We start from the raw sequence: 26,565 nt of genomic DNA, 5'->3' as shown, positions 1-26,565 counted from the left end.
GCAATTTAGCTGACTTTCCGATTATTTTCCATCTTTTTGCAGACGCGTGCTTTGAAGATGATCCTCGCTCATGCACGAGGAGATCTTGATGAAAGAGAAGACGAAGGCCGCCACCCTGATCGGCGTTCCGCTGGAAGAGGGCTCCGGCCGCGGTGGATGCGCCATGGGTCCGGCAGCCCTGCGCATTGCGGGCATCGGTCAGGCACTCGGCGAACTGGGTTATCGCGTCTCCGACGCCGGCGACCTGCGCCCCGCGCCGGCCACCGACCTCGAACAAAACCCCAAAGCCCATCATCTTCCGATCGTCGGCGCCTTTACCCGCGCGATCGAAGAAGAAACCTATCGCGCGGCAAGCGGCGGTTCGATGCCGGTATTACTCGGCGGGGACCACAGCCTGTCGATGGGCAGTGTATCCGGAATGGCGCGCCACGCCCAAGACCTTGGCCGACCGCTCTTCGTCTTGTGGCTTGACGCCCATGCCGACTTCAACACCCCGGTGACGTCGCCCTCCGGCAACATTCACGGCATGCCTGTCGCGTTCTACTGCGGCAAGGCGGAATTTGCGCCCATCCTGCCGGCCGACCGGCCCTTCGTCGACCCCCGCCACGTCTACCAGGTCGGCATTCGCTCGGTGGACGAAGAGGAGCGTCAGGCAATCGCCGAGAACGGCGTCAACGTCTTCGACATGCGCGCTATCGACGAGGACGGCATGGGCGCGATCATGCGGCGGATCATCGCCGACGTCTCCCGGGTCAACGGCCTGCTGCATGTCAGCCTCGACGTCGATTTCCTCGATCCGGATGTCGCGCCCGGCGTCGGCACCACCGTGCCTGGAGGCGCGACCTTCCGCGAGGCGCACCTGATCATGGAAATGCTGCATGACAGCGGCCTTGTGTCGTCGCTCGATCTCGTCGAACTCAACCCCTTCCTGGACGACCGCGGCAAGAGCGCCCGCGTCATCGTCGAGCTGGCCGCGAGCCTCTTCGGTCGCCGCATTCTCGACCGCCCCACCCGCGCCGCCTGAAACAACCGAGGATCAAACGATGTCGAACGCAGCAGACCTCATCGCCACCGAACAGCGCCTCGGCGCCCACAACTACAAGCCTCTCGACGTCGTCCTGACCCGTGGTCAGGGCGTCCATGTCTGGGACAGCGAGGGCAAGCAGTATCTCGACTGCCTGTCAGCCTATTCCGCCGTCAACCAGGGGCATTGTCATCCGCGCATCCTGGCCGCAATGACCGAGCAGGCATCCAAGCTGACGCTCACCTCCCGCGCCTTCCGCAACGACCAGCTCGCGCTGCTCTACGAGGAACTGGCGGCGCTGACGGGCTCGCACAAGATCCTGCCGATGAATTCCGGCGCGGAGGCGGTCGAAACCGCCATCAAGGCCGTGCGCAAATGGGGTTACGAGACGAAGGGCGTGCCGGAAGGCAAGGCCGAGATCATCGTCTGCTCCGGCAACTTTCACGGCCGCACGCTGAGCATCGTCTCCTTCTCGACCGATCCTGATGCGCGCGGCGGCTTCGGCCCCTTCACGCCCGGCTTCCGCACCGTGCCCTTCGGCGATGCTAAGGCCTTCGAGGAAGCGATCAACGAGAACACGGTCGCGGCACTCATCGAGCCGATCCAGGGCGAAGCCGGCGTCGTCATTCCGCCGGCCGGCTATCTGCGGCGCGTCCGCGAACTGTGCACGGAAAAGAACATCACGCTAATCCTCGACGAGATCCAGACCGGTCTCGGCCGCACCGGCAAGCTGCTCGCCGAAGAGCATGAAGGCATCGAGGCCGACGTGACGCTGATCGGCAAGGCCCTGTCCGGCGGCTTCTATCCGGTCTCGGCGGTGCTTTCGAATTCGGAGGTTCTCGGCGTGCTGAAGCCGGGCCAGCACGGCTCGACCTTCGGCGGCAACCCGCTCGCCTGCGCGATCGCCCGCGAGGCCCTGAAGGTCCTGGTCGAGGAGAAGATGGTCGAGAATTCCGCGGAAATGGGCGCTTATTTCCTGGAAGGGCTGAAATCAATCCGTTCGAACATCATTCGCGATGTCCGCGGCCGCGGCCTGATGCTGGCCGTAGAACTCGACCCACAAGCCGGCGGGGCGCGCCAGTACTGCTATGCACTGAAAGATGCCGGCCTGCTCGCCAAGGACACCCATGTCGACACGATCCGCCTCGCTCCGCCGCTGGTGATCACCCGCGACCAGGTCGACTGGGCGCTGGAACGGATCGACACGGTGCTGGCGAAGGGCCCTGCGACACATTGATGCGACGCTTGCCATCGATCACTTGATAAGAGGCCGGCACCGGCCGGCCTTAAATCCCCAGAGAATCGGCGTTGTATTCACTATTGCTTTAGGCTGAACTGTGAAAGTACTTCGCGCTATAAGACGCAGAAATGCGTTTCTTCAATATCGTTTATGACCCCTTAACTCTTCCCCCCTAAATTTGGGGGGAAGCAAGCGCTCTAGACCGTTTCGGCAAAACGACGCTCGGCTTTGCGAAGATTTGGCAACGAACGGCGCGGGTATCGCTTCGAGAACCGAGCGCAAATTTGGGGGTGAACGTGAGCATGACACTATTTGGCTCGGATGCAAAGGCGATCTTGGCCGCTATGAGCAAATCACAAGCAATTATCGAGTTCGATCTGAGCGGCAATATTCTGACCGCCAATGAGAATTTCTGTCGTGCGCTGGGTTATGAACTGTCAGAGATCAAAGGCAAGCATCACCGGATGTTCTGCGATCCTGCCTATACTGCGACGCAAGAATACAAGGATTTTTGGGCCTCGCTGGCCGCCGGCCAGTTCGACGCCCGCGAGTACAAGCGGATTACCAAGACCGGCAAGGACGTCTGGATCCAGGCCTCCTACAACCCGGTCTTCAGCGGGGGAAAACCTTACAAGGTTATCAAGTTCGCAACCGACATCACCGCGGCTAAACTCAAGGCGGCCGAGGATGCGGGTAAGCTCGCCGCAGTGTCCAGAGCTCAAGCCGTGATCGAGTTCACCACGACGGGCGAGGTCCTGACGGCGAACGACAATTTCCTCAATACGCTCGGCTACAGCCTCGGGGAGATCCAAGGCAAGCATCATGCTATGTTCTGCGAACCGGCCTACACACAGAGCGCCGACTACCAGCGCTTCTGGCAGAAACTCGCCGGCGGCGAATTCGTCGCTGAGGAATTCAAGCGCATCGGCAAGGGTGGCAAGGTGGTCTGGATCCAGGCTTCCTACAATCCGATCTTTGACATGAATGGCAAGGTCTTCAAGGTCGTGAAGTTCGCCACCGATGTCACCGAGCGCGTCCGCTCGGTCGATGATGTGGCGGTCGGCCTCACCGCGCTTGCAGACGGCGACCTCACGGTTCGGATCGATCACCCGCTCCTGCCGGGCCTGGATCGCCTGCGCATCGACTTCAACAACTCGCTGGACAAGCTCCAGGCGACGATGAGCACGGTCGGCGACAATACCAATGCGATCGCCGCCGGTTCGCGAGAAATCCAGTCAGCCTCCGACGACCTGGCCAAGCGCACCGAGCAGCAGGCCGCAGCCGTGGAAGAAACCGCAGCCGCACTGGAAGAGATCACCCAGACGGTCAGCGACAGCTCCAAGCGCGCGGAGGAAGCAGGCTCGCTCGTGGCGAGAACCAAGGCCGGTGCGGAGAAATCCGGGGAAGTGGTCAAGAGCGCAATCGACGCCATGGGCCAGATCGAAGCGTCCTCCCGCGAGATATCCAACATCATCGGCGTGATCGACGACATTGCCTTCCAGACCAACCTGCTGGCGCTGAATGCCGGTGTCGAAGCCGCCCGCGCTGGAGAAGCCGGCAAGGGCTTTGCCGTCGTCGCCCAGGAGGTTCGCGAACTGGCCCAGCGGTCCGCCAATGCGGCGAAGGAAATCAAGGCGCTGATCACCACGTCCGGCGAACAGGTTCGCAACGGCGTCACCCTGGTCGGCCAGACCGGCAAGGCGCTCGAGCAGATCGTCACAGAAGTTAAGGACATCAACCTTAACGTCATCGCCATCGTCGAAGCGTCCCGTGAGCAGGCGACCGGCCTGCAGGAGATCAACAAGGCGGTCAACGCCATGGACCAAAACACGCAGCACAATGCCGCGATGGTCGAGGAGACGACCGCTGCCAGCCACAGCCTTGCCAGGGAAGCCGAAACCCTTCGCAATCTCCTCGCCCAGTTTAGATTTGGGCAACACTCTTCGAATACAATGACTGTAGCGCGTCCTGATGCCAGACCTGTCGCATCCCCGGCACGCAAACTCATGGCAAAGGTCGCTCGCGCCGCTACCGGTGGCGCTGCAACCGCTCAGGCACAGGAAAGTTGGGAAGAATTTTAATGGCGACGACGATCAACTCGACAAGCTTCAACGGTGAAACCCTCGAAATCATCGCTTTCCGGCTGCATGATCAGGAGTTCTGCGTAAAGACCACGACCATCCGCGAAATCCGCGGCTGGGCACCGTCCACGCCGATCCCGCACGCACCTGCCGACGTCATCGGCGTGATGAACCTGCGCGGTTCGGTGATCCCGATCATCGACCTGGCCTACAAGCTCGGCATGAAGAGCACGGTCGCCAATGAACGCTCCGCGATCGTCGTTGCCGAAGTGCACAACATGGTCATCGGCATGCTGGTCGACCGCGTCTCGGACATCCTGACGATCCCTTCGAGCCAGGTTCAGCCGGTTCCCGAAATCTCGGCCTCCTTCGACAAGTCCTTCTCCGAAGGTATCATCGCCAACGAACACGGCATGATCTGCTTCCTGAACCTCGCCAAGATGTTCAAGGGAACGGAGATTGAGGACCTGGCGGCCTGACGCTCGTCCCTCCGGATCTCGGCAAGGATTGAAAACCCCCCGCACCGCCGGGGGGTTTTTCGTTTCTGCAAATTTTTGCTTTTTAGAAAATACAAAAATTCACCAGCAAAATTAGACGATTGTTAAGCCTGCGGTTGCCATCATTGCGTGTATTCGCTTCTCTCCTGACCGGATGAACCGGCAGAAGCGCGATGATGGCGGGGAAGGCACCGGTCGGTGAGATCGGGCCAAAGGGTGAGACAATGGGACTGTTTGCAGGCAAGGACCACAAGAACGTACACGCTGCGCTTTCCAAGTCGCAGGCTTTCATCGAATTCGATCTGAACGGAAAGATTCTCGATGCGAACGAGAACTTCTGCACCGCGCTTGGCTACCGGCGCGAGGAAATCATTGGCCAGCATCACCGCATGTTCTGTGAACAGGCCTACGCGGAATCCGCCGAATACAAGCAGTTCTGGAATGACCTCGCCGCCGGCAAGTTCGACGCCCGCGAATACAAGCGCCTCGGCAAGGGCGGCAAGGAAATCTGGATCCAGGCGTCCTACAACCCGGTCTTTTCCGGCGGCAAGCCCTACAAGGTCGTCAAGATCGCCACCGACATCACGGAAGCCAAGCGGCGTGCACTCGAAGACGCCAACAAGATAAGCGCGATCTCGCGCTCGCAAGCCGTCATCGAGTTCACCCCGACGGGCGAAATCCTGTCCGCCAACGAGAATTTCTGCCAGGCCACGGGTTATGCCCTGTCCGAGATTGTCGGCCGTCATCACAGCATGTTCTGCGAACCGGAATATGTGGCGTCCCCGGCCTACAAGGCTTTCTGGGGTGATCTCGCCCAGGGCCGCTTCCTTGCCAACGAATTCGTCCGCTACGGCAAGGGTGGCCGCGAGGTCTGGATCCAGGCGACCTACAATCCGATCCACGACCTTTCCGGAAAGGTCTACAAGGTGGTGAAGTTCGCGACCGACGTCACCCCCCGCATGAGCGCCATCAACGCGCTCGGGGAAGCCCTGACCGCAGTAGCCGACGGCGACCTCACACAGTGCCTGGAGCAGGCCTTCGTTCCGACGATGGAGAAGGTCCGTGCCGACTTCAACTCGGCGATCGCCAAGTTGCGCGCAGCCATGCAGACGGTGGCGGGAAATGCGGAAGGCATCGCCTCGGCCGCCGCTGAAGTTCGCGAGGCCTCCGACGATCTCGCCAAGCGTACGGAACGCCAGGCGGCAGCGCTCGAGGAGGCTGCCGCAGCACTGGAGGAAATCACCACCACCGTCGCCGATGCGAGCCAGCGGGCCGACGAGGCCGGTCGCCTGGTCGGCGAGACGCGCAGAAGCGCTCAGTCTTCGGGTGAAATCGTCGAGCAGGCGATCGAAGCGATGAGCCGGATCGAGCAGTCCTCAGGCCAGATCACCAGCATCATCGGCGTGATCGACGACATCGCCTTCCAGACCAATCTCCTCGCTCTCAACGCAGGCGTCGAGGCGGCCCGTGCCGGTGAAGCGGGCAAGGGCTTCGCTGTCGTGGCACAGGAGGTTCGCGAGCTCGCGCAACGCTCGGCCGGCGCGGCCAAGGAAATCAAGACACTGATCCACACCTCGGGCGAACAGGTGTCATCAGGCGTTTCACTCGTCGGCAAGACGGGTGCGGCGCTGAGCGAGATCGTCTCGCGCGTCGGCGAGATCGACTTGAACGTCAACGCCATCATGGGTGCCGCCCGCGAACAGGCCGCTAGCCTTCGCGAGATCAGCCACTCGGTCAATCAGATGGACCAGGCAACGCAGAAGAATGCCGCCATGGTCGAGGAAACGACGGCAGCCAGCCACGGACTGGCACGGGAGGCCGACAGCCTGCACGGTCTGCTGCGGGAATTTCGTATCGACGCCGCGGGGCACAAACGCCGGATCGTCGCGGCCGCCTGAGCACGCTCGGGCACGATGAAAAAGGCGGCTCACGCCGCCTTTTTCCCTTTCAGGTTGGAAGTCGGCCCTCAACCGAAGAGCACGAAGGTCTTCTGCAGGGTGATGCAGACACCCCAGAGGATCGGCAGGCAGAACGAAGCCCAACCTCGCGTCACGTTTGTCAGAGCCGGCCATGAAAACCAGAACTATCGGGAGCGTTCGACGCCTTAGGCTGCAACCGGGCGGTTGACCACCTTCGAGGCCTCAATGACCAGCGGCAACAGGCCTTCGCCACCCTTGTCTATATGCTCGAACAGCTGGCGGCGCATCCGGGGTTCCCAGAACTTGTTGATATGGTTCGCCACCCCGTCCACGCGCACCGCTTCGGGTTGCGACAGGAAGAACGTGGCGATCTGGTTCGCCATGCGGACTATTTTTTCGTGGGTGTCATGCGACATTGGCAACTGCTCCAGCGACGATACGCTCCGGTCGTGTGAAAATCTCGAATTCCTCTCCGCGGGCAATGCCGACAAGCGTCATTCCGGCAGCCTCCGCGGTGCGGATCGCCAGCGCCGTCGGTGCCGAAATGGCCACCAGCATGGCCGATCCGAGAGCGGCGGCTTTCTGCACCATTTCCACGGACAGCCGGCTGGTCACAACCACCGCCCCGGACGAACCGTCAATATTCAAGTTCAGCACCGCACCCGCCAACTTGTCGAGCGCATTGTGACGGCCGACATCCTCCCGAAGGGCGGTGAGGCCGCGGCCCGGCACATAGAAGCCGGCGCCGTGAACGGCGCGCGTCTCGCGATTGAGCCGCTGGCCCTCGTCGATCAGGCGGACGGCCTCGGCGATCTGTGCCGGCGTGATGGTAAAGGCCGAATGTTCGACAGACGGAACCTGCCGGGTCGCCTGCTCGATCGATTCGATGCCGCAGAGGCCGCAACCGACGGGCCCCGCCATGTGCCGCCTCCGCGTCGTCAGCGCCGCCGCCGTCCGGTCGGCCAGCACGATCTGCAGGTCGATGCCGTCACCGGCATCGACGACCTCCAGCGAAACAATGTCGGCGCGATCGGAAATGATGGCCTCGGTCAGCGAGAAACCGAACGCGAAATCCTCAAGATCTGCCGGCGTTGCCATCATCACGGCATGCGTCGACCCTCCATAGGAAAAGGCAATCGGCACCTCTTCCGGAACGACGCGGCTTGCCGTGGCAAGCGCGCCGTCGCGGAACTGCAATTCGCGGACGAAAGTGGAGGTCTTCATGGCGTGTCGGCCCCACCCATTGGCATGTCCTACTCCGCCGCCTCGAGCTTGCCGGCAATACGTCGCGACTGGCGCGACAGGTCTTCGTAATCCTGCTGCCATTCGGACGGACCGTTCGACGGCGAGACCTGCACGGCCGTCACCTTGTATTCCGGGCAATTGGTCGCCCAGTCGGAGAAATCCGTGGTGATGACATTGGCCTGAGTCTCGGGATGATGGAAGGTCGTGTAGACGACCCCCGGCGAAACCCGATCGGTGATCAGCGCACGAAGCGTCGTTTCGCCGGCGCGGCTGGCGAGCCGGACCCAGTCACCCTCCTTGATGCCCCGTTGTTCGGCATCATGCGGATGGATCTCCAGCCGGTCCTCCGCATGCCAGGTGACGTTTTCGGTCCGGCGGGTCTGGGCGCCGACATTGTACTGCGACAGGATGCGGCCAGTGGTCAGCAGCAGCGGGAAGCGCGGGCCCGTGCGTTCATCGGTCGCGACATATTCGGTGCGGATGAACTTGCCCTTGCCACGCACGAAGCCGTTGACGTGCATGATCGGCGAGCCTTCCGGATATTTTTCGTTGCAGGGCCACTGCACCGAACCCATCTTTTCCAGATAGTCGTAGGAGACATTGGCAAAGCTCGGCGTCGTAGCCGCGATCTCGTCCATGATCTCGGACGGATGGCTGTAGTTCCACGGCAGCCCCATGGCCTGCGCCAACTTCTGCGTAACCTCCCAGTCGCCGAGGCCGTTCTTCGGCGTCATCACCTTGCGGACGCGGTTGATGCGGCGTTCGGCGTTGGTGAACGTGCCGTCCTTTTCGAGGAAGGTTGAACCCGGCAGGAAGACATGGGCGTAATTCGCCGTCTCGTTGAGGAAGAGGTCGTGCACGACGACGCATTCCATGGCAGCGAGACCGGCCGATACATGCTTCGTGTCCGGATCCGATTGCAGAATGTCCTCGCCCTGGATGTAGATGCCCTTGAATGTGCCGTCGACGGCCGCATCCAGCATGTTCGGGATGCGCAGCCCCGGCTCGTTGTTGAGGGTGACGCCCCACAGTTTCTCGAAGGTCTCGCGCGTCGCGTCGTCGGAGATATGGCGATAACCGGGAAGCTCATGCGGGAAGGAGCCCATGTCGCAGGAACCCTGGACATTGTTCTGGCCGCGAAGCGGGTTAACGCCGACGCCCGGACGTCCGATATTGCCGGTTGCCATCGCAAGGTTGGCGATCGCCATGACGGTCGTCGAACCCTGGCTGTGTTCGGTGACGCCGAGACCGTAATAGATCGCGCCATTGCCGCCCTTGGCATAGAGGCGGGCCGCCCCGCGCACGAGATCGGCGGGAACGCCGGTGAAGGCCTCCGTCTCCTCGGGGCTGTGCTGCGGCTCCGACACGAAGGCGGCCCAGTCCTCGAATTCGGACCAGTCGCACCGCTCGCGAATGAAGGTTTCGGCGAAAAGGCCCTCGGTGACGATGACATGGGCGAGAGCGGTCACGACCGCGACATTGGTGCCCGGTTTGAGCGGCAGGTGGAAATCGGCCTTGGCATGCACGGAATTCACGGTCTCGGTCACGCGCGGGTCGAGCACGATGAGCTTGGCACCCTGGCGGATGCGCTTCTTCATGCGCGAGGCAAAGACCGGATGGGCCGCGGAGGGGTTGGCGCCGATCACCATGATGACATCGGAGTATTCGACCGAATCGAAATCCTGCGTGCCGGCCGAAGTGCCGAAGGCCTGGCCGAGGCCGTAGCCGGTCGGCGAATGACAGACGCGGGCGCAGGTATCGACGTTGTTGTTGCCGAAGCCAGCCCGGATCAGCTTCTGGACGAGGAAGGTTTCCTCGTTCGTGCAGCGGGACGAGGTGATCCCGCCGATCGATTCCCGGCCATACTGGTACTGGATGCGACGGAACTCGGAAGCAACATGCGCGAAAGCTTCCTCCCAGGTGACTTCACGCCACGGATCGGAGATCTTCTCGCGGATCATCGGATTGAGAATGCGATCCTTATGGGTCGCGTAGCCATAGGCAAAGCGGCCCTTCACGCAGGAATGGCCGCGATTGGCCTTGCCGTCCTTCCACGGCACCATGCGCACCAGTTCCTCGCCCCGCATCTCCGCCTTGAACGAGCAGCCGACGCCGCAATAGGCGCAGGTGGTGACGGCCGAGTGCTCCGGCTGGCCGATCTCGATCACGGACTTTTCCGTCAGCGTCGCGGTCGGGCAGGCCTGTACGCAGGCGCCGCAGGACACGCATTCCGATTCCAGGAAATGCTCGTGCGCACCCGGAGACACGCGGCTGTCGAAACCGCGCCCCTCGATCGTCAGCGCAAACGTGCCCTGCACTTCCTCACAGGCACGGACGCAACGCGAGCACACGATGCATTTCGACGGATCATAGGTGAAATAGGGATTGCTCTCGTCCTTCGGCATCCAGCGTAGATTGGCCTCGCCGTTCTGCCGTGCCTTGACGTGGTTCTCGCCTTCGTAGCCGTAGCGCACGTCACGCAGGCCCACGGCACCCGCCATGTCCTGCAGCTCGCAGTCGCCGTTCGCCGCACAGGTCAGGCAGTCGAGCGGATGGTCGGAGATATAGAGTTCCATCACGCCCTTGCGGAGCTGCTTCAGCCGCTCTGTCTGGGTGTGGACCACCATGCCAGGAGCGCAAGGGGTGGTGCAGGAAGCCGGTGTGCCATTGCGGCCCTCGACCTCGACAAGACAGAGGCGGCAGGAGCCGAAGGCATCCACCATGTCGGTGGCACACAGCTTGGGCACCTGGATGCCGGCCTCCATCGAGGCGCGCATCACGGACGTTCCGGCCGCAACGGTGACCTGGCGGCCGTCGATGGTGAGCGTCACCGTCTCGGTGGATCGGGACGCGGGCGTGCCGTAGTCGATTTCAGAAACGAGGGACATGGGAACCTCCGGGTAAATCATTCCGCCACGCTGCGAGGCCGGGCGGTGAAACTTCAACTCTGCTTATGACTTGCGCTCGGCCAGCGTCGCGGCGACCAGCGCATTGGCATGACCATGGCCGAGACCGTGGGTTTCCTTGAGGAAGGCCACGATCTGCATATGCGCCTTGCCGTCCTGGGCCCGGATGATGTCCTGCCAGTGCGCGATCGGCTTGCCATAGGTCTTCTCGATCGACGGGAAGTAAGAAGCCGGGCCTTTCACTTTCTCCGTCCCGCTCATTCGGCTGCCTCCACCAACGGTACCGGCGCGAAATCATCGGGGAAATGATGAAGCGCGCTCATCACCGGATAGGGCGTGAACCCGCCAAGCGCGCACAACGAACCGAACTTCATCGTGTTGCAGAGATCGGTGAGCAGCGCCCTGTTCTTTTCCGGTTCGATGCCCCGGGCGATCAGATCGACCGTCTCGACACCGCGCGTTGAACCGATACGGCAGGGAGTGCACTTGCCGCAGCTCTCGACGGCGCAGAACTCCATGGCGAAACGCGCCTGTTTCAGCATGTCCGCGGTGTCGTCGAACACCACGATGCCGGCATGGCCGATAAGCCCATCACGGGCGGCAAACGCCTCGTAGTCGAAGACGGTATCGAACAGCGACGGCGGGAAATAGGCCCCGAGCGGACCGCCCACCTGTACCGCCTTAACCGGACGGCCGCTCGCCGTGCCGCCACCGATGTCATAGATGAGCTCGCCGAGCGTCAGGCCGAAAGCCGTCTCGTAGAGACCGCCATGCTTGATGTTGCCCGCCAGCTGGATCGGGATCGTTCCGTGAGAACGGCCGACGCCGTAGTCGCGATAGAAGGTGGCACCACGGTCGAGAATGACCGGAACCGAGGCGAGCGAGATCACGTTGTTGACCACCGTCGGCCGACCGAAGAGGCCCTGAAGCGCCGGCAGCGGCGGCTTGGCGCGAACGATGCCGCGCTTGCCTTCGAGCGAGTTGAGGAGTGAGGTTTCCTCACCGCAGACATAGGCTCCGGCACCCATCCGGACTTCCATGTCGAAGGCGTAGGAAGATCCCATAACGGACGGGCCAAGGATGCCGGCCGCACGGGCGATGTCCACCGCGGCCCGCATGGTGCGAATGGCATGCGGATATTCGGAACGGGTATAGATGTAGCCCTTGGTCGCGCCGGTGGCGATGCCGGCGATCACCATGCCTTCGATCAGCACGAAGGGATCGCCCTCCATGATCATCCGGTCGGAGAAGGTGCCGCTGTCGCCCTCGTCGGCATTGCAAACGATGTATTTTTGCGGACCGGCGGCATCGGCGACGGTCTTCCATTTGATGCCGGTCGGGAAGCCTGCGCCGCCGCGTCCGCGCAAGCCGCTGTCCGTGACGGACTTGACGATCGCCGCAGGCCCCATGGCAATCGCCTTTTCGAGCCCCTTCAGACCCTCGTAGTGGCGATAATCGGCAAGCGACAACGGATCGGTCACGCCGCAGCGGGAAAAGGTGAGCCGCGTCTGGCGCGCGAGATAAGGAATATCCTTGGTCAGCCCGTGACAGAGCGGGTGATGACCACCGCCCAGGAAATCGGCATCGAACAGGCCGGCAACGTCGGCAACGGTCACCGGACCATAGGAGACACGACCATGTCCTGTGCGAACTTCCACGAATGGCTCGAGCCAGAGCAGCCCGCGGGAACCGTTGCGGACGACGGTCACGTCGAGACCACGGGCGAGCGCCTCGGCCTCGATGGCGGCAGCCACCTTGTCGGCACCCACGGCGACGGACGCAGCATCACGCGGAACGAAGATCGTAACGCTCATCGGCGCGCCTCCCCGACCAGCGCCTCGAGACAGTCGGCATCCAGCCGTCCGTGAAGCTCCTCATCGAGCATGGCTGCCGGCGCACAGGCGCACAGGCCGAGGCAATAGACAGGCTCCAGCGTCACGGCGCCGTCCGGCGTGGTCTCGTGGAAATCGATGCCGAGCAACGCACGGGCGCGATCGGCCAGCGCATCGCCGCCCCGCGACTGGCAGGCCTCGGCACGACAGAGCTTCAGAACATGACGGCCCGAGGGATGCGTCCGGAAATCGTGATAGAAGGAGATGACACCATGGACTTCGGCGCGCGAGAGGTTCAGCGCTTCGGCAAGCACGGGCTTCACTTCGTCCGGTACATAGCCGAAGCTTTCCTGGATCGAATGCAGGATCGGCAGAAGCGGTCCTTCCAGACCTTTCAATTCCGCCACGATCGCTTGCGTGCGGGAAACCAAATCATCCGCAGATGATCGTATATTCATGATCAGCCCTCCCAAACCGACACGAACATCGCCAACCAGAGGAGCCAATGAGAAGCGAATGTCAGCCGGTTTTCAATGTTTACGCGCTGGCGAAGTCCGCTTTCCTGCAGAACTCTTTGACATTGTGACAGAATGCGCCCGCGAGCCGGGCGCGGTCAATAAAGCAGTCACGTGAATTGATAGAAGATTTCTATTGAAATGCCTGCAGGTCGGAAAGCCGCCGCGCCTCGTGCAACAAGGCCGACACCAGCGGCGTAAAGGGCTCGCGATATTGCGCGACTAAGCCGACCGAATGCGCAGCGTCCGGTTCGGTGATCGGGATCATCATGATCTCTTCGGAAAAGCCGAAGGATTCCGCCACATTGCGCGGCATGATCGAGGCCCAGCGGCCGGTGCGTATGTGCGAAAAGAGCACGATCATCGAGTTCGATTCGAGCGTCGGCTTCGGCGAGGCTCCAGCCTCGGCCATATGCTGGTTGATGATGCGACGGTTCTGCATGTCGGCCGTCAATAGACAAAGCCGAAGATCGGCGACCTCCCGCCAGGTCACTTCACCGCGATCGCTGAGCGGCGTGCCGGCGGCGGTGATGAGATGATAGCGCTCCTCGTAGAGCGGCACGGACGTCACGCGGCCGAGCGGCTCGTTGTTGAGATAGGTGATACCGGCGTCGACCTCGAGATTTTCAAGAAGGCTCAAGACCTGCAGCGAGGTGCGGGAACTGACCGAAAAGGTCACGTCCGGATGCTTTTCCTGGAAGGGGCCGGTGATGCGCGGCACCATCGAAAGGGCCGTCGGGATTACCGCGATGCGGATGTGGCCCGCAAGACCCCGCCGCGCCGCGCGCATCTCCTCGCGCATGGTGCGGGCGTCGCCGACGATCCGGCGCGCCCATTCAAGCACGCGCTGCCCCTCGGGCGTCAGGCCCTGATAACGGGATCCGCGCTGCACCAGCATGACGCCGAGTTGATCCTCTAGCTGCCGGATCGCCGCCGAAAGCGTCGGCTGCGTGATGCCGCACTCCTCCGCCGCCCGGCCGAAATGCTGGGCGCGCGCCAGCGCGATGAAGAATTCAAGCTTGTCGATCATCGGCTCTCCTCGGCCGTGACACTAGGGCCGAAGCGATCCGGGCGCAAATGGCGCGGTGACGGGATGCCATGGAGAGATCGGAGGTCCGTCGCCTAGAACCGGGTTCAGTCGTCGGCAGATGCGACCGGAGCAAAGGGCACGACCGTGCGCGGCTCGCAATACATGCTGTAGAGGACCGAAATCAGCTCGTTGAGTGCGGGATCGGCGATCATGTAGTAGATGAGCCGGCCCTCGCGGCGCGTCTGAACGATCTGTTCCAGCCGGAGACGCGCGAGCTGTTGCGACACCACCGCCTGCTGCAGGCCCAGGATCCCTTCGATCTCGCCGACCGTCTTCTCTCCCTGGCTCAGGATGCAGAGGATCAGCAGGCGCGTTTCGTGGGACAGCGCCTTGAGGAGAGTGCTGGCAGCACGGGCTTTCGACATGAAGCCTTCGAGCTGTTCCTTTTCCATCCCGGCCTTGATCTGCGGTAAGTTCATGAAGCGGTCCGACCTCGTGAGATATATACGCAATCGCCTATACGATATCGCGCCGCGCACGAAAATGCCAATAATGCAGGTTTGTGTCGAAGCTTGGTCCGAAAGGTCCATGGCACACCGGTTTCGCCCGGCTCATGCGTCACGCGACCCGGACGGACTCGGCACGTTCCTTGAGGATCGAGGCGCTGCGATTGAGCGACTGATACTCCCCGTCATCGAGATCGGGAAAGAGATCGGCAATCACGCCCCCGGCGCCTATCACCCGCGGGATGGACAGGGCCACGTCTTCGATGTCGGCGACCTTCGCGGTCACGATGGAAACCGAAAGAACGTCGCGCTGGTCCTGGGCAATCGCCTTGACGATCCGCGCCAGACCCGCCCCGATCCCGTAATAGGTCGATCCCTTGCCGTTGATGATCTTGTAGGCCGCATTGCGCACGCCGTCATCGATCGATCGCCGGACGTCCTCGGTCAGCGGCTTGCCCACCTGATCGGCAAACGAGCCGAGCGCGATCGAACCGGCCCGCGCACTGGACCAGGCCAGAACCTCGCTGTCTCCATGCTCCCCGAGCACATAGGCATGCACCGACTGCGGCGAGATCCCGAGATGACGGCCGACCAGACTGCGGAACCGTGCCGTATCGAGGATGGTGCCCGAACCGATGACCCGCTGCGGCGGCAGGCCGGAAAGGCGGGTGGCGATCTGGGTCATGATGTCAACCGGATTGGAGGCGATCAGCAGGATCGCATCGGGCGCCACCCTGAGCACGGCTGCGACCACATCGCGAAACACCGCGGCATTGCGCTCCAGAAGTTCCAGACGGCCCTCGCCGGGTTTCTGGCTGACGCCGGCCGCGATGATCACCACGCGTGCCCCGGCCAGCGCATCGTAGTCCCCGGCAATGACCGTGGTCGCCGAGACGAAGGGCACGGCATGGGAGATGTCCTCCGCCTGAGCAAGGGCGAGGGCGGCATTCTTGTCGACCAGCACGAGGTCGCTGGCAATGCCCATCAGAGCAAGGGCGTAGCCCGCCGAACTTCCGACCATGCCCGCCCCGACGATACCGACTTTCATGATCCCGGATCTCCCTCGTTCAATTCCGTTGGCCGAAACGACCATGCCGTCCGGCGCGCGCTGATCCTAGTCGAAGACTTGCGCGACAGAAAGCTGGAGGCGAAACTGCATGACGTCGTTACGCTTCCTTTGTTTGAATGATGTGACGACACCTAGCGATCCGCGGACGAGATGGGACAATCATGCGAAAATTGCCGGCTCTTTCAGCCATGAAGGTCTTTGAGGTGGTGGGCCAGACCCGCAGCTTCACCCGCGCCGCCGACCGGCTGAACCTGACCCAGAGCGCCGTCAGCCGCCAGGTACGTAATCTGGAGGAGCAGCTCGGCGAAACGCTGGTCATCCGTCGCCACCACCATCTCGAATTGACGCCCTCGGGCGTCGAGTTGCTGGAAGCGTTGCAGCAGGCATTCCACGGCGTGGAACTCGTCGTCCGCAACATCATGGAAAAGAGCAACCACCACCGGCTGCGCATCAACGTTCCACCGACATTCGCCAAGCGCTGGCTCATGCCGCGCCTCGGCAGCCTGCGCGCCTTTCTGCCGGACATCGAGATCAGCATCACCACCGACCTGCAGGACAGCCTGACGGAGCGTAGCATTCTCGACTGCGCGATCCGCTTCGGCGACGGCGAATGGCCCTTGCTGCAGTCGCAGCTGCTGATGACCGAACGCCATATCGCCGTTTGCGCCCCGCAACTGCTGGCCGGCCGGACCTCGGGTCAGCCGATAGATCTCTCCGGGCTGACCTTCCTGCATGTGCTCGCCTCTTCCGACCAGCGTTACCTGACCTGGCAGCACTGGCTCGACGCCGCTAACCTCAGCAACACGGACACGCGCGGCGGTCTCGAATTCGATCTGCTCGACATGGCGATCGAGGCAGCCTGCAACGGGCTCGGCGTCACGGTCGCGGACCGCTCCATGGTCGCTCCGCTGATGGAGAGCGGCCGCCTGGTGCAGGTTCTCGACGTGGAAGTCGAGGGACATGAATCCTATTGGCTCGTGACCCGCACGGAACAGCCCGAAACGGCCAATGTCACCGCCTTCCGCCGGTGGCTCGGCACGGAGCTCGCCGGTGAGGAACCCGCGACCAGGAAGACGGCCTCTCTCTGAAACATTCCTTTTTGGAATGATGAACCCGAGAATATCTCGCTTGCACCGGACGGCGTAGCGGATCCTACTTGGCGGATGATCCGCTGCGGGAGGAAACGCCGATGAACATCCATCGCAACTTCATAGGTGGGCGCTTAATCGAAGGTGGCGCGCGCCCGTCGATCGAGGTCGTCAACCCGGCAATCGGCAAGCATTTTGCCCATGTCACGATGGCAAGCGAAGCCGATGTGATCGAAGCCGTCGATCTGGCGAAAGCCGCCCAGAGAAGCTGGGCGAAGCTGCCGGCCATCGAGCGGGCCGACGCACTTCGGCGTCTCGCTGACGCGGTCGAACGCAGGGCCGACCGGATCGGTGAGACACTGGCCCGCGAATCCGGAAAGAGCCACGCGGACGCTGTGGCGGAAACCAGCTATGCAGTCGTCCTAATGCGCTATCATGCCGAATGGGCGCGACGCATAGAAGGCGAGGTCATCGAGAGCGACACGCCCGACGAAACGCTGATGCTGGTGCGCGCGCCGATCGGCGTCGTCGCCTGCCTGATCCCCTTCAACTTCCCGATCTACACGCTGGTCCGCAAGATCGCGCCCGCGCTCATCACCGGCAACGCGGTGGTCGTCCGGCCGAGCAACAACACGCCCACGTCGGCCATGGTGTTCGCCGAAGCGATCGAGGAGGCGGGGCTTCCCTCCGGCCTAGTCAGCATCATGGCAATGTCCCACGAAACGGCAGGCGTCATGTGCACCCGCCCCGAGGTCGGCATGATCGCGCTGACAGGCAGCGTCGCGGCTGGCCAGACCGTTCTCGAATACTGCAAGGCCAATATCGCCAAGCCCTCGCTCGAACTCGGCGGCAAGACGCCCGTCATCGTCGAGCCGGACGCCGACCTCGATGAGGTGACACGCATGGTCCTTGCCGCGAAGACGGCGCATTGCGGGCAGGTCTGCACCTCCGTCGAGCGGCTCTACGTGCACCAGTCGGTCTACGGGGCTCTCCTTCAGAAGCTGCGCGAGGCCTTTTCGGCGCGAACCTTCGGCGACCGCAGCGCTGTGCCTGAGCACATGGGCCCGCTCGCCAACGCCGCAGCGCGTCTGCGCGTCCACCATATGGTCGAACGGGCGAAGGATGACGGCGCGAAGGTCGAGGCCGGGGGCTTCATTCCGCCGGGCGAGGGCTATTTCTACCCGCCGACGCTTCTGTCCCATTGCCGGCAGGACATGGAGATCGTCCGGGAGGAGATTTTCGGTCCGGTGCTGGCCGTCATGCCCTATGGCGATTTCGATGAGGCGCTGGCGTTGGCCAGCGACCATCAGTTCGGCCTCGCCTCCGTGGTGTTCACAGAGAACTACCGCAAGGTGATGAAGGCCGCGACGGAGATCGAGGCAGGCGAACTCTACGTGAACCGTTTCCCCGCCGATCCCTACCAGGGCTACCACGCCGGTTGGAAACGGTCCGGCCTCGGCGGCGACGACGGCAAGCACGGCATGCTGGAATTCACCCAGACCCGGCTCGTCATCCTGAAGCACTAATCGACGGGCCTCATGAGGCCTCACTACCCAACACGACAAACAGATTGCCCCGGGGAACAACCATGAAGATTGCATCGCTCAAGACCCATGTCGTCGCCGTTCCGCCGCCGCATGTCGGCGGCATGTACTGGATCTTCGTCGAACTGGAGACAACCTGCGGCATCAAGGGCGTCGGCGAACTCTACGACAGCGCCTTCCATCCTTCCGGGCTGGTGCCACTGATCGAGGACGTCTTCGAGCGTTATCTCCTGGGCCACGACCCGCACCGGATTGAACGCTTCTGGCGCGCCGCCTATTCGAGCGGCTTCACGCAGCGACCCGACCCGACCATGATGGGCATTGTCTCCGGCCTCGAAATCGCCTGCTGGGACATCATCGGCAAGGCTGCCGGCCGGCCGGTCGCAGACCTGCTCGGCGGCACGGTGCATGAGAGGCTCAGGGCCTACACCTATCTCTACCCGAAGAATGCGGCCGGTGAATACGACTACAACGATCCCGACCTTGCCGCGGAGGAGGCGGTCCGTATGGTCGAGATGGGCTTCACAGCGGTGAAGTTCGATCCGGCCGGCCCCTATACCAACTATTCCGGACACCAGCTTTCGCTCGGCGTCATGGATCGCTGCGAAGAATTCTGCCGAAAGATTCGCGACGCGATCGGCAACCGCGCCGACATCCTGTTTGGAACCCACGGGCAGATGGTTCCGTCCTCGGCGATAAGGCTCGCCAAGCGACTGGAAAAATATGACCCGCTTTGGTTGGAGGAGCCGGTACCGCCGGGTCAGGAGGCCGCGATGGCCGAGGTGGCTCGGGCAACATCCATTCCGGTCTCGACCGGCGAGCGGCTCACCACCAAATACGAGTTCCAGCGCGTTCTCCAGACCGGGGCTGCCTCGATCCTGCAGATGAATGTCGCGCGCGTCGGCGGCCTGCTGGAAGCCAAGAAGATCGCCGGCATGGCCGAGGCTTTCTATGCCCAGATCGCTCCGCATCTTTACAACGGCCCGGTCGGCGCGGCTGCCAGCATCCAGCTTTCGGCGACCACACCCAACTTCCTGATCCACGAAGCGATCATCGATTTCGGCGGGTTCCACGCAGACGTGCTGAAGACCAAGTTGCAGTTCGACGACGGCTACCTGATCCCCTCGCGGGAGCCGGGCCTCGGGATCGAACTCGACCTGGAGGTCGTGCAGCGACATAGCCCCTATACCGGCGAGCGTCTCCACCTGCAGATGGGAGCAGAGCCGGTCGACGTCAAAGCCTTCCAGCCGGCAAAGGGCTGAACCGTCGGCCATGACATACGACTTCATCATCATCGGCGCGGGTTCGGCCGGCTGTATCCTCGCCAGCCGGCTGACCGAGAACGGGCGCTACAGCGTCTTGCTCGTTGAGGCAGGCGGGAGCGACGATTCGTTCTGGTTCAAGATCCCCGTCGGCTATGCGAAGAGCTACTACAATCCCAGGGTCAACTGGATGTACTCGACAGAGCCCGAGCCCGAGCTCGCCAACCGGCGCCTTTACGTGCCGCGCGGCAAGGTGCAGGGCGGTTCTGGTTCGATCAACGCGATGGTCTTCGTCCGCGGAGCGGTTCAGGATTTTGACGACTGGCGGGCGGCAGGCAATCCCGGCTGGGGCGCTGAAGACGTGCTCCCCTACTTCAAGAAGCTGGAAACCCACGCCCGTGGCGCGTCGGAGTGGCACGGCGACCAGGGGCCGATCCATGTGACGCCGATGCGCGGCATGACCCACCCTGTCAGCGATGCGTTTCTCGCTGCCTGCGCCGAACTCGGCCTTCCGGCGAACATGGACTTCAATGGTCCGACGATCGAGGGTGCCGGCGTCTATGACATCAACACGCGCCGCGGACAGCGATCCCATTCCAGCGCCGAGTATCTCAGGCCCGCGCTGAAGCGCAGCAATCTTGCCATCGAACGAAACGCCGTCGCACAACGCCTTCTATTCGCAGCAAACGGACGCACTGAGGGTGTCGAGGTCGTCCAGGAGGGACGGCGTCGGAGATTCGCCGCCCGTCGGGAGGTGATCCTTGCCGCCGGCGCAGTGGATACCCCCAAGCTGCTACAGCTCTCCGGGGTCGGTGACGGGTCCCGGCTGTCATCCGCGGGCATCGAAACACGGCACCACCTGCCGGCCGTCGGCAGGAACCTGCAGGACCATCTCTGCGCCAGCTTCTACTATCGTGCGAATCGGCCGACGCTGAACGGCAGCTTTGCAAGCCTGTTTGGACAAGCAGCATTCGGGCTGCAGTATCTGCTGGCCGGCAAGGGTCCGTTCGCGATGAGCGTCAATCAGGCCGGCGGCTTCTTCCGTGGCAGTCCGGACGCCACAAGGCCCAATATCCAGCTGTACTTCAATCCGCTGTCCTATCGCATCCCGAACGATCCCGGCGCCGGGCTTCGTCCGGAGCCCTATCCCGGCTTCCTGATAGCGTTCAATCCGTGCAGGCCGACAAGCCGTGGCGACATCCTCCTCGCTTCGTCGGATCCGTCCGCGGCGCCTCTGATTCGCCCGAACTTCCTATCCACCGAACATGATGTCGCGGAGGCCCTTGAGGGCAGCCACCTTATTCGCAGAATTGCGGCGGCACCCGCCCTGGCCGGCATCATCGAGGAAGAGATTTCCCCCTCGCCCTCAGCGAGCAGCGACGACCAGCTCCTCGACTATTTTCGACAGAACAGCGGCTCGATCTATCACCTCTGCGGCACCTGCGCGATGGGTCCAGATGCACAGCGCGCCGTCGTTGACCATCGCCTGCGGGTGCACGGCCTTGCAGGTCTCAGGATCGTTGACGCCTCCATCTTCCCCAACGTGACGGCCGGCAACATCAACGCACCGACCATGATGGTCGCGGAAAAGGGCGCCGAGTTGATCCTCGAGGACGCCAGGTAGACGGAAAACGAAAAAGCCGGACCCAAGGCCCGGCTCTTTTAATCTCGTTATCTGGCCCGCTAAGGCCGATCTGCGATCAGGCGGCGATCAGGATGCCGTTCAGATGGGTAAGCTCATCGAGATACTGCTCGAGGCGGGTACGATGCTCATGGCTCTCGGTCGCCTTGAGTTCCGCACGGGCGTCTTCGATCCGCTTGCTGAGCGTCTCGCGGTTGAGATCGGTGAGTGCGACAGCCGATTCGGCAAGCAGCGTGCAGCCGGTCGGAACGATGTCGGCAAAACCGCCGAAAACCACATACTTGGTCACCTGACCCGAGACCAGCTTGACCGAAACCACGCCCGGCTTGATCGTCGTCATCGTCGGCGCGTGATTGGCCATGACGGTCATTTCGCCTTCGGTTGCCGGAATGACAACTTCGCTCACCTTTTCGGAAAGCAGCAGGCGCTCGGGCGAAACGAGTTCAAAATTGAAATTGTCAGCCATGGTTGTTCACTTCTTCGATAGAGGCGGGAACGGCGCGCGCCGGAAAAGCGCGCGCCAAGTCCGTTATCAGGCAGCTTCAGCAGCCAGCTTCTTGGCCTTTTCGATCGCCTCGTCCATCGAGCCGACCATGTAGAAGGCAGCTTCCGGCAGGTGGTCATACTCGCCGTTGACGAGCCCCTTGAAGCCCTTGATCGTGTCTTCGAGAGCAACCAGCTTGCCCGGCGAACCGGTGAAGACTTCGGCAACGAAGAACGGCTGCGACAGGAAGCGCTCGATCTTGCGGGCGCGGGCAACGGCCAGACGGTCGTCTTCGGACAGTTCATCCATGCCGAGGATGGCGATGATGTCCTGGAGAGCCTTGTAGCGCTGCAGGGTCGACTGAACCTTACGAGCCACTTCGTAGTGCTCTTCGCCGACAACCATCGGGTCGAGCATGCGCGAGGTGGAGTCGAGCGGGTCAACGGCCGGGTAAATGCCCTTTTCGGCGATCGAACGCGACAGAACCGTCGTTGCGTCCAAGTGGGCGAACGAGGTGGCCGGAGCCGGGTCGGTCAAGTCGTCGGCCGGCACGTAAATGGCCTGAACCGAGGTGATCGAACCCTTGGTCGTGGTGGTGATGCGTTCCTGCATGGCGCCCATGTCGGTTGCCAGCGTCGGCTGATAGCCCACGGCCGAAGGAATACGGCCGAGCAGAGCCGACACTTCGGAACCTGCCTGGGTGAAGCGGAAGATGTTGTCGACGAAGAACAGAACGTCCTGGCCCTTGTCGCGGAAGTCTTCAGCGATCGTCAGACCGGTCAGAGCGACGCGAGCGCGGGCGCCCGGCGGTTCGTTCATCTGACCGTAAACGAGAGCGGCCTTGGAACCTTCGCCGCCGCCGTGCTTGTTAACGCCCGACTCGATCATTTCGTGATAGAGGTCGTTGCCTTCGCGGGTACGTTCACCCACGCCTGCGAACACCGAGTAACCACCGTGCGCCTTGGCGACGTTGTTGATCAGTTCCATGATGAGAACGGTCTTGCCAACGCCTGCGCCGCCGAACAGGCCGATCTTGCCGCCCTTTGCATAAGGAGCGAGAAGGTCGACGACCTTGATGCCGGTAACCAGGATCTGCGCTTCCGTCGACTGCTCGATGTAGGCCGGGGCTTCCTGGTGGATGGCGCGCTTGCCGGAGGTGGTGAGCGGGCCGGCTTCATCGACGGGTTCGCCGATGACGTTCATGATGCGGCCGAGGGTCTCGGGACCGACCGGAACGGTGATCGGAGCGCCGGTATCCTTGACCGGCTGACCGCGAACCAGACCTTCGGTCGAGTCCATGGCGATCGTGCGAACCTGGTTTTCGCCGAGGTGCTGGGCAACTTCGAGAACGAGGCGGTTGCCACCGTTGTCGGTTTCCAGCGCGTTCAGGATCGCAGGCAGCTCGCCGTCGAACGCAACGTCAACAACAGCGCCGATGACCTGAGTAACCCGGCCTGCGGAGCCGGCTGCGGCCTTCGCCGCGGTAGATTTCGGGGTAGCTGCCTTAGCCATGTTTCTTACCCTCTTTCCTTAACCTCAGAGCGCTTCCGCGCCCGAAATGATTTCAATGAGTTCCTTGGTGATCTGGGCCTGGCGCTGACGGTTGTACGAAAGCGTGAGCTTGTTGATCATCTCACCAGCATTGCGCGTCGCATTGTCCATCGCGCTCATCTTGGCGCCCATTTCACCGGCGACGTTTTCGAGCAGGGCCCGGAAGATCTGCACCGAGATATTGCGCGGGATGAGATCCTCGAGGATCGCGCCGGCATCGGGCTCATATTCGTAGACGGCGGCAGCACCGGTCGTGGCAACCGCTTCCGGAGCGGCAGCCGGGATCAGCTGCTGCGCGGTCGGCACCTGGCTGATGACCGACTTGAATTCCGAATAGAACAACGTCGCGACGTCGAACTCGCCCTTATCGAACATCGAGATGACCTTGCGGCCAATCGTATCGGCATTCTCAAAACCGACGCGCTTGACTTCGCGCAGATCGGTGCGCTCGACGATGTTGGCGGAGAATTCGCGACGCAGGCTGTCGTAGCCCTTCTTGCCGACGCAGAAGATCTTGACGGTCTTGCCGGCCGACAGGAGCTTGCGGGCGTGGTCGCGGGCAAAGCGCGCGATCTGCGAGTTGAAACCGCCGCAAAGACCACGCTCGGCCGTGCAGACGATGAGCAGATGCACATCGTCCCTGCCGGTCCCGGTCATCAGCTTCGGCGCACCGTCATCGCTGCCGACCGCCTGAGCGATGTTGGCAAGGACGGCACCCATGCGCTGGGAATAGGGACGTGCGGCCTCGGCCGCCTCCTGCGCACGACGCAGCTTCGCCGCGGCGACCATTTTCATCGCCTTGGTGATTTTCTGCGTCGCCTTAACGGAGGCGATCCGGTTTTTCAGATCCTTAAGTGAAGGCATCCGTTATCCGTCCTTGGCTTGAGCCCCGATTACGCGAAAGACTTGGCGAACGAGTCGAGAGCAGCCTTGAGCTTGCCCTTGGTGTCGTCGCTGATGGCCTTGTCGCTACGGATGGCGTCGAGAATGCCCTTGCCTTCGGAACGAAGGTAGGAGAGCAGACCCTGCTCGAACTTGCCAACCTGGTTGACGGCGATCTTGTCGAGGTAGCCGTTGACGCCGGCGAAGATCACGGCAACCTGCTCTTCCGTCTTCAACGGCGAGAACTGCGGCTGCTTCAGGAGTTCGGTCAGGCGTGCACCGCGGTTCAGCAGGCGCTGGGTTGCAGCGTCAAGGTCCGAACCGAACTGGGCGAAGGCGGCCATTTCGCGATACTGGGCGAGTTCGCCCTTGATCGAGCCGGCAACCTGCTTCATCGCCTTGATCTGAGCCGACGAACCGACGCGCGAAACCGACAGACCAACGTTAACGGCCGGGCGGATACCCTGGTAGAACAGGTCGGTTTCGAGGAAGATCTGGCCGTCGGTGATCGAGATCACGTTGGTCGGAATGAACGCCGAAACGTCGTTGCCCTGGGTTTCGATGACCGGCAGAGCGGTCAGCGAGCCGGCGCCCTTTTCGTCCGAAAGCTTGGCAGCGCGCTCGAGGAGACGCGAGTGCAGGTAGAAAACGTCGCCCGGATAAGCTTCGCGGCCCGGCGGGCGGCGCAGCAGAAGCGACATCTGACGGTAAGCAACGGCCTGCTTGGAAAGGTCGTCGTAGCCGATCAGGGCGTGCTGGCCGTTGTCACGGAAGAATTCGCCCATGGCGCAACCCGCAAACGGAGCGAGGTACTGCATCGGAGCCGGGTCCGAAGCGGTAGCGGCAACGATGATCGAGTACTTGAGAGCGCCACGCTCTTCGAGAACCTTCACGAACTGGGCAACCGTCGAACGCTTCTGGCCAATAGCGACGTAGACGCAGAACAGCTTGTCGCCGTCCGGACCATTGTCGTGGATGGCCTTCTGGTTCAGGATCGTGTCGAGAATGATGGCAGTCTTGCCGGTCTGGCGGTCACCGATGACCAGCTCGCGCTGGCCGCGGCCGACCGGGATCAGGGCGTCGATGGCCTTGAGGCCGGTCGACATCGGCTCATGAACCGACTTGCGCGGAATGATGCCCGGAGCCTTGACGTCGACGCGAGCGCGACGGGTGGCGTTGATCGGGCCCTTGCCGTCGATCGGGTTGCCGAGCGCATCGACAACGCGGCCGAGCAGTTCCGGACCAACCGGAACGTCCACGATGGCGCCGGTCCGCTTGACGGTGTCGCCTTCCTTGATGTCACGGTCCGAACCGAAGATAACGACACCGACGTTGTCGGCCTCGAGGTTCAGCGCCATGCCGCGGATGCCGCCGGGGAACTCGACCATTTCGCCGGCCTGGACGTTGTCGAGACCGTAGACGCGGGCAATACCGTCACCGACGGAGAGCACCTGGCCGACTTCGGAGACTTCCGCCTCTTTGCCGAAGTTTTTGATTTGATCTTTAAGAATTGCGGAAATTTCCGCGGCGCGGATATCCATCAGCCAACCTCTTTCAGTGCAAGCTTAAGGGTGGAAAGTTTGGTGCGAAGAGACGTGTCGATCTGGCGCGAGCCGACCTTGACGATCAGACCACCGAGAATGGACGGATCGATCGTGACTGCGATCGTTACGTCCTTGCCGGTGACGCTCTTCAGCGCCGCCTTCAATTCGTTTTCCTGCTCGGAAGACAGGGCATGAGCCGACTTCACGTCAGCCGTGATTTCGCCACGATGACGAGCGGTGATCTGCCGGAAGGCGGCGATCATGCCCGAAACGGCGAAGAGACGGCGATTGCCGGCAACAACCTTCAGGAAGTTTGCGACAAGACCACCGAGACCGGCCTTCTCGCAGATGGCGACGATAGCCTTGGTCTGGTCTTCGGCCGAAAACACCGGCGAGACGACCAGCCGCTTCAGGTCATCGCTCGAGTCGATCATGGCCTGGAAACGATTGAGATCGGCGCCGACCGCGTCGAGCGAGCCAGCCTCGAGGGCCAACTCAAAAAGGGACGTCGCATAGCGCTCCGCCACACCTGAAATGACTTGGGATGTGTCTGCCACGGGCAAAATATTCCCTGATTTTGACCCAGGTCCTTTTCGCATCGACAGCCGAAGCGATATTTCCCTGAAATCGTTAGGTTTTTCCTGAAAAACACAAAGGTCGCCCGCTTGCGTTTTCCGAATTTCGCGGTCCGTCTAGCATAGGAA

At 62.3% G+C, this 26,565-nt stretch carries 23 protein-coding genes; 9 read left to right on the top strand and 14 right to left on the bottom strand.

Annotated features, from left to right (window positions below; genetic code table 11):
- Positions 1-88 precede the first annotated feature (88 nt).
- The 5 genes from rocF to ACX93L_RS18375 all read left to right on the top strand — a co-directional run bounded on the left by rocF (position 89) and on the right by ACX93L_RS18375 (position 6,740).
- Positions 89-1,024 (top strand): arginase, encoded by a 936-nt coding sequence (gene rocF / locus ACX93L_RS18395; RefSeq protein ID WP_459406151.1) that lies wholly within the window; start codon positions 89-91, stop codon positions 1,022-1,024.
- Between the two features lie 19 nt (positions 1,025-1,043).
- Positions 1,044-2,261 carry an ornithine--oxo-acid transaminase gene (rocD, locus tag ACX93L_RS18390; RefSeq protein ID WP_459406150.1) on the top strand — a complete coding sequence of 406 codons (1,218 nt, stop codon included), beginning with the start codon at positions 1,044-1,046 and terminating at the stop codon, positions 2,259-2,261.
- Positions 2,262-2,566: 305 nt separating this feature from the next.
- On the top strand, positions 2,567-4,345 hold the full coding sequence (locus ACX93L_RS18385) for a methyl-accepting chemotaxis protein (protein ID WP_459406149.1): 1,779 nt from the start codon (positions 2,567-2,569) through the stop codon (positions 4,343-4,345).
- Positions 4,345-4,824, top strand: coding sequence for a chemotaxis protein CheW (locus ACX93L_RS18380; RefSeq protein ID WP_169593802.1), 480 nt, complete (start codon positions 4,345-4,347; stop codon positions 4,822-4,824). The genes ACX93L_RS18385 and ACX93L_RS18380 overlap by 1 nt, the downstream gene beginning before the upstream one ends.
- Before the next feature lie 242 nt (positions 4,825-5,066).
- The gene (locus ACX93L_RS18375) at positions 5,067-6,740 is read left to right on the top strand and encodes a methyl-accepting chemotaxis protein (RefSeq protein ID WP_459406148.1); all 1,674 of its coding nucleotides are present in this window, start codon (positions 5,067-5,069) and stop codon (positions 6,738-6,740) included.
- Between the two features lie 206 nt (positions 6,741-6,946).
- On the opposite strand, the gene ACX93L_RS18370 is transcribed toward ACX93L_RS18375, so the two are convergent.
- The 9 genes from ACX93L_RS18370 to ACX93L_RS18330 all read right to left on the bottom strand — a co-directional run bounded on the left by ACX93L_RS18370 (position 6,947) and on the right by ACX93L_RS18330 (position 15,843).
- On the bottom strand, positions 6,947-7,177 hold the full coding sequence (locus tag ACX93L_RS18370; RefSeq protein WP_459406147.1) for a formate dehydrogenase subunit delta: 231 nt from the start codon (positions 7,175-7,177) through the stop codon (positions 6,947-6,949).
- On the bottom strand, positions 7,167-7,985 hold the full coding sequence (gene fdhD, locus ACX93L_RS18365; RefSeq protein WP_459406146.1) for a formate dehydrogenase accessory sulfurtransferase FdhD: 819 nt from the start codon (positions 7,983-7,985) through the stop codon (positions 7,167-7,169). Before fdhD ends, ACX93L_RS18370 begins: the two co-directional genes overlap by 11 nt.
- A gap of 29 nt (positions 7,986-8,014) precedes the next feature.
- Positions 8,015-10,894, bottom strand: coding sequence for a formate dehydrogenase subunit alpha (fdhF, locus tag ACX93L_RS18360; protein WP_459406145.1), 2,880 nt, complete (start codon positions 10,892-10,894; stop codon positions 8,015-8,017).
- A gap of 63 nt (positions 10,895-10,957) precedes the next feature.
- Complete coding sequence (locus ACX93L_RS18355) at positions 10,958-11,173, bottom strand: DUF4287 domain-containing protein (RefSeq protein ID WP_459406144.1); 216 nt, start codon at positions 11,171-11,173, stop codon at positions 10,958-10,960.
- A complete protein-coding gene (locus ACX93L_RS18350; RefSeq protein ID WP_459406143.1) occupies positions 11,170-12,726 on the bottom strand; it encodes a formate dehydrogenase beta subunit in 1,557 nt (518 codons plus the stop codon). The genes ACX93L_RS18355 and ACX93L_RS18350 overlap by 4 nt, the downstream gene beginning before the upstream one ends.
- The gene (locus ACX93L_RS18345; RefSeq protein ID WP_459406142.1) at positions 12,723-13,202 is read right to left on the bottom strand and encodes a formate dehydrogenase subunit gamma; all 480 of its coding nucleotides are present in this window, start codon (positions 13,200-13,202) and stop codon (positions 12,723-12,725) included. Before ACX93L_RS18345 ends, ACX93L_RS18350 begins: the two co-directional genes overlap by 4 nt.
- A gap of 190 nt (positions 13,203-13,392) precedes the next feature.
- The gene (locus ACX93L_RS18340; protein ID WP_459406141.1) at positions 13,393-14,289 is read right to left on the bottom strand and encodes a LysR family transcriptional regulator; all 897 of its coding nucleotides are present in this window, start codon (positions 14,287-14,289) and stop codon (positions 13,393-13,395) included.
- A 104-nt stretch (positions 14,290-14,393) separates the two neighbouring features.
- Positions 14,394-14,768, bottom strand: coding sequence for an ArsR/SmtB family transcription factor (locus ACX93L_RS18335; protein ID WP_169593780.1), 375 nt, complete (start codon positions 14,766-14,768; stop codon positions 14,394-14,396).
- A 139-nt stretch (positions 14,769-14,907) separates the two neighbouring features.
- The gene (locus ACX93L_RS18330; protein ID WP_459406140.1) at positions 14,908-15,843 is read right to left on the bottom strand and encodes an L-lactate dehydrogenase; all 936 of its coding nucleotides are present in this window, start codon (positions 15,841-15,843) and stop codon (positions 14,908-14,910) included.
- A gap of 209 nt (positions 15,844-16,052) precedes the next feature.
- Here ACX93L_RS18330 and ACX93L_RS18325 point away from each other — a divergent pair, with 209 nt between their 5' ends.
- The 4 genes from ACX93L_RS18325 to ACX93L_RS18310 all read left to right on the top strand — a co-directional run bounded on the left by ACX93L_RS18325 (position 16,053) and on the right by ACX93L_RS18310 (position 21,382).
- Positions 16,053-16,952, top strand: coding sequence for a LysR substrate-binding domain-containing protein (locus ACX93L_RS18325; protein WP_459406139.1), 900 nt, complete (start codon positions 16,053-16,055; stop codon positions 16,950-16,952).
- A 101-nt stretch (positions 16,953-17,053) separates the two neighbouring features.
- Positions 17,054-18,478, top strand: a complete 1,425-nt coding sequence (locus ACX93L_RS18320) for an aldehyde dehydrogenase family protein (protein ID WP_459406138.1) — start codon at positions 17,054-17,056, stop codon at positions 18,476-18,478.
- Positions 18,479-18,540: 62 nt separating this feature from the next.
- Positions 18,541-19,758 carry a mandelate racemase/muconate lactonizing enzyme family protein gene (locus ACX93L_RS18315; protein WP_459406137.1) on the top strand — a complete coding sequence of 406 codons (1,218 nt, stop codon included), beginning with the start codon at positions 18,541-18,543 and terminating at the stop codon, positions 19,756-19,758.
- Positions 19,759-19,768: 10 nt separating this feature from the next.
- Positions 19,769-21,382 carry a GMC family oxidoreductase gene (locus ACX93L_RS18310; RefSeq protein WP_459406136.1) on the top strand — a complete coding sequence of 538 codons (1,614 nt, stop codon included), beginning with the start codon at positions 19,769-19,771 and terminating at the stop codon, positions 21,380-21,382.
- 76 nt (positions 21,383-21,458) lie between these two features.
- Here ACX93L_RS18310 and ACX93L_RS18305 read toward each other — a convergent pair whose 3' ends face one another.
- The 5 genes from ACX93L_RS18305 to ACX93L_RS18285 all read right to left on the bottom strand — a co-directional run bounded on the left by ACX93L_RS18305 (position 21,459) and on the right by ACX93L_RS18285 (position 26,424).
- Positions 21,459-21,866 carry a F0F1 ATP synthase subunit epsilon gene (locus ACX93L_RS18305; protein ID WP_459406135.1) on the bottom strand — a complete coding sequence of 136 codons (408 nt, stop codon included), beginning with the start codon at positions 21,864-21,866 and terminating at the stop codon, positions 21,459-21,461.
- Positions 21,867-21,932: 66 nt separating this feature from the next.
- Positions 21,933-23,396, bottom strand: a complete 1,464-nt coding sequence (gene atpD, locus ACX93L_RS18300; protein WP_169593768.1) for a F0F1 ATP synthase subunit beta — start codon at positions 23,394-23,396, stop codon at positions 21,933-21,935.
- Positions 23,397-23,420: 24 nt separating this feature from the next.
- Positions 23,421-24,299: a F0F1 ATP synthase subunit gamma gene (locus ACX93L_RS18295; RefSeq protein ID WP_459406134.1), complete on the bottom strand. Its 879-nt coding sequence runs from the start codon at positions 24,297-24,299 to the stop codon at positions 23,421-23,423.
- Positions 24,300-24,328: 29 nt separating this feature from the next.
- Positions 24,329-25,858 carry a F0F1 ATP synthase subunit alpha gene (gene atpA, locus ACX93L_RS18290; protein WP_459406133.1) on the bottom strand — a complete coding sequence of 510 codons (1,530 nt, stop codon included), beginning with the start codon at positions 25,856-25,858 and terminating at the stop codon, positions 24,329-24,331.
- Positions 25,858-26,424, bottom strand: coding sequence for a F0F1 ATP synthase subunit delta (locus ACX93L_RS18285; protein WP_459406132.1), 567 nt, complete (start codon positions 26,422-26,424; stop codon positions 25,858-25,860). The genes atpA and ACX93L_RS18285 overlap by 1 nt, the downstream gene beginning before the upstream one ends.
- Between the last annotated feature and the right edge of the window lie 141 nt (positions 26,425-26,565).

The sequence above is a fragment of the Rhizobium sp. CAU 1783 genome, from assembly GCF_054551725.1.
The sequence above is the reverse complement of the archived record's forward strand: the minus strand, read 5'-3'. Positions and strand labels throughout refer to the sequence as shown.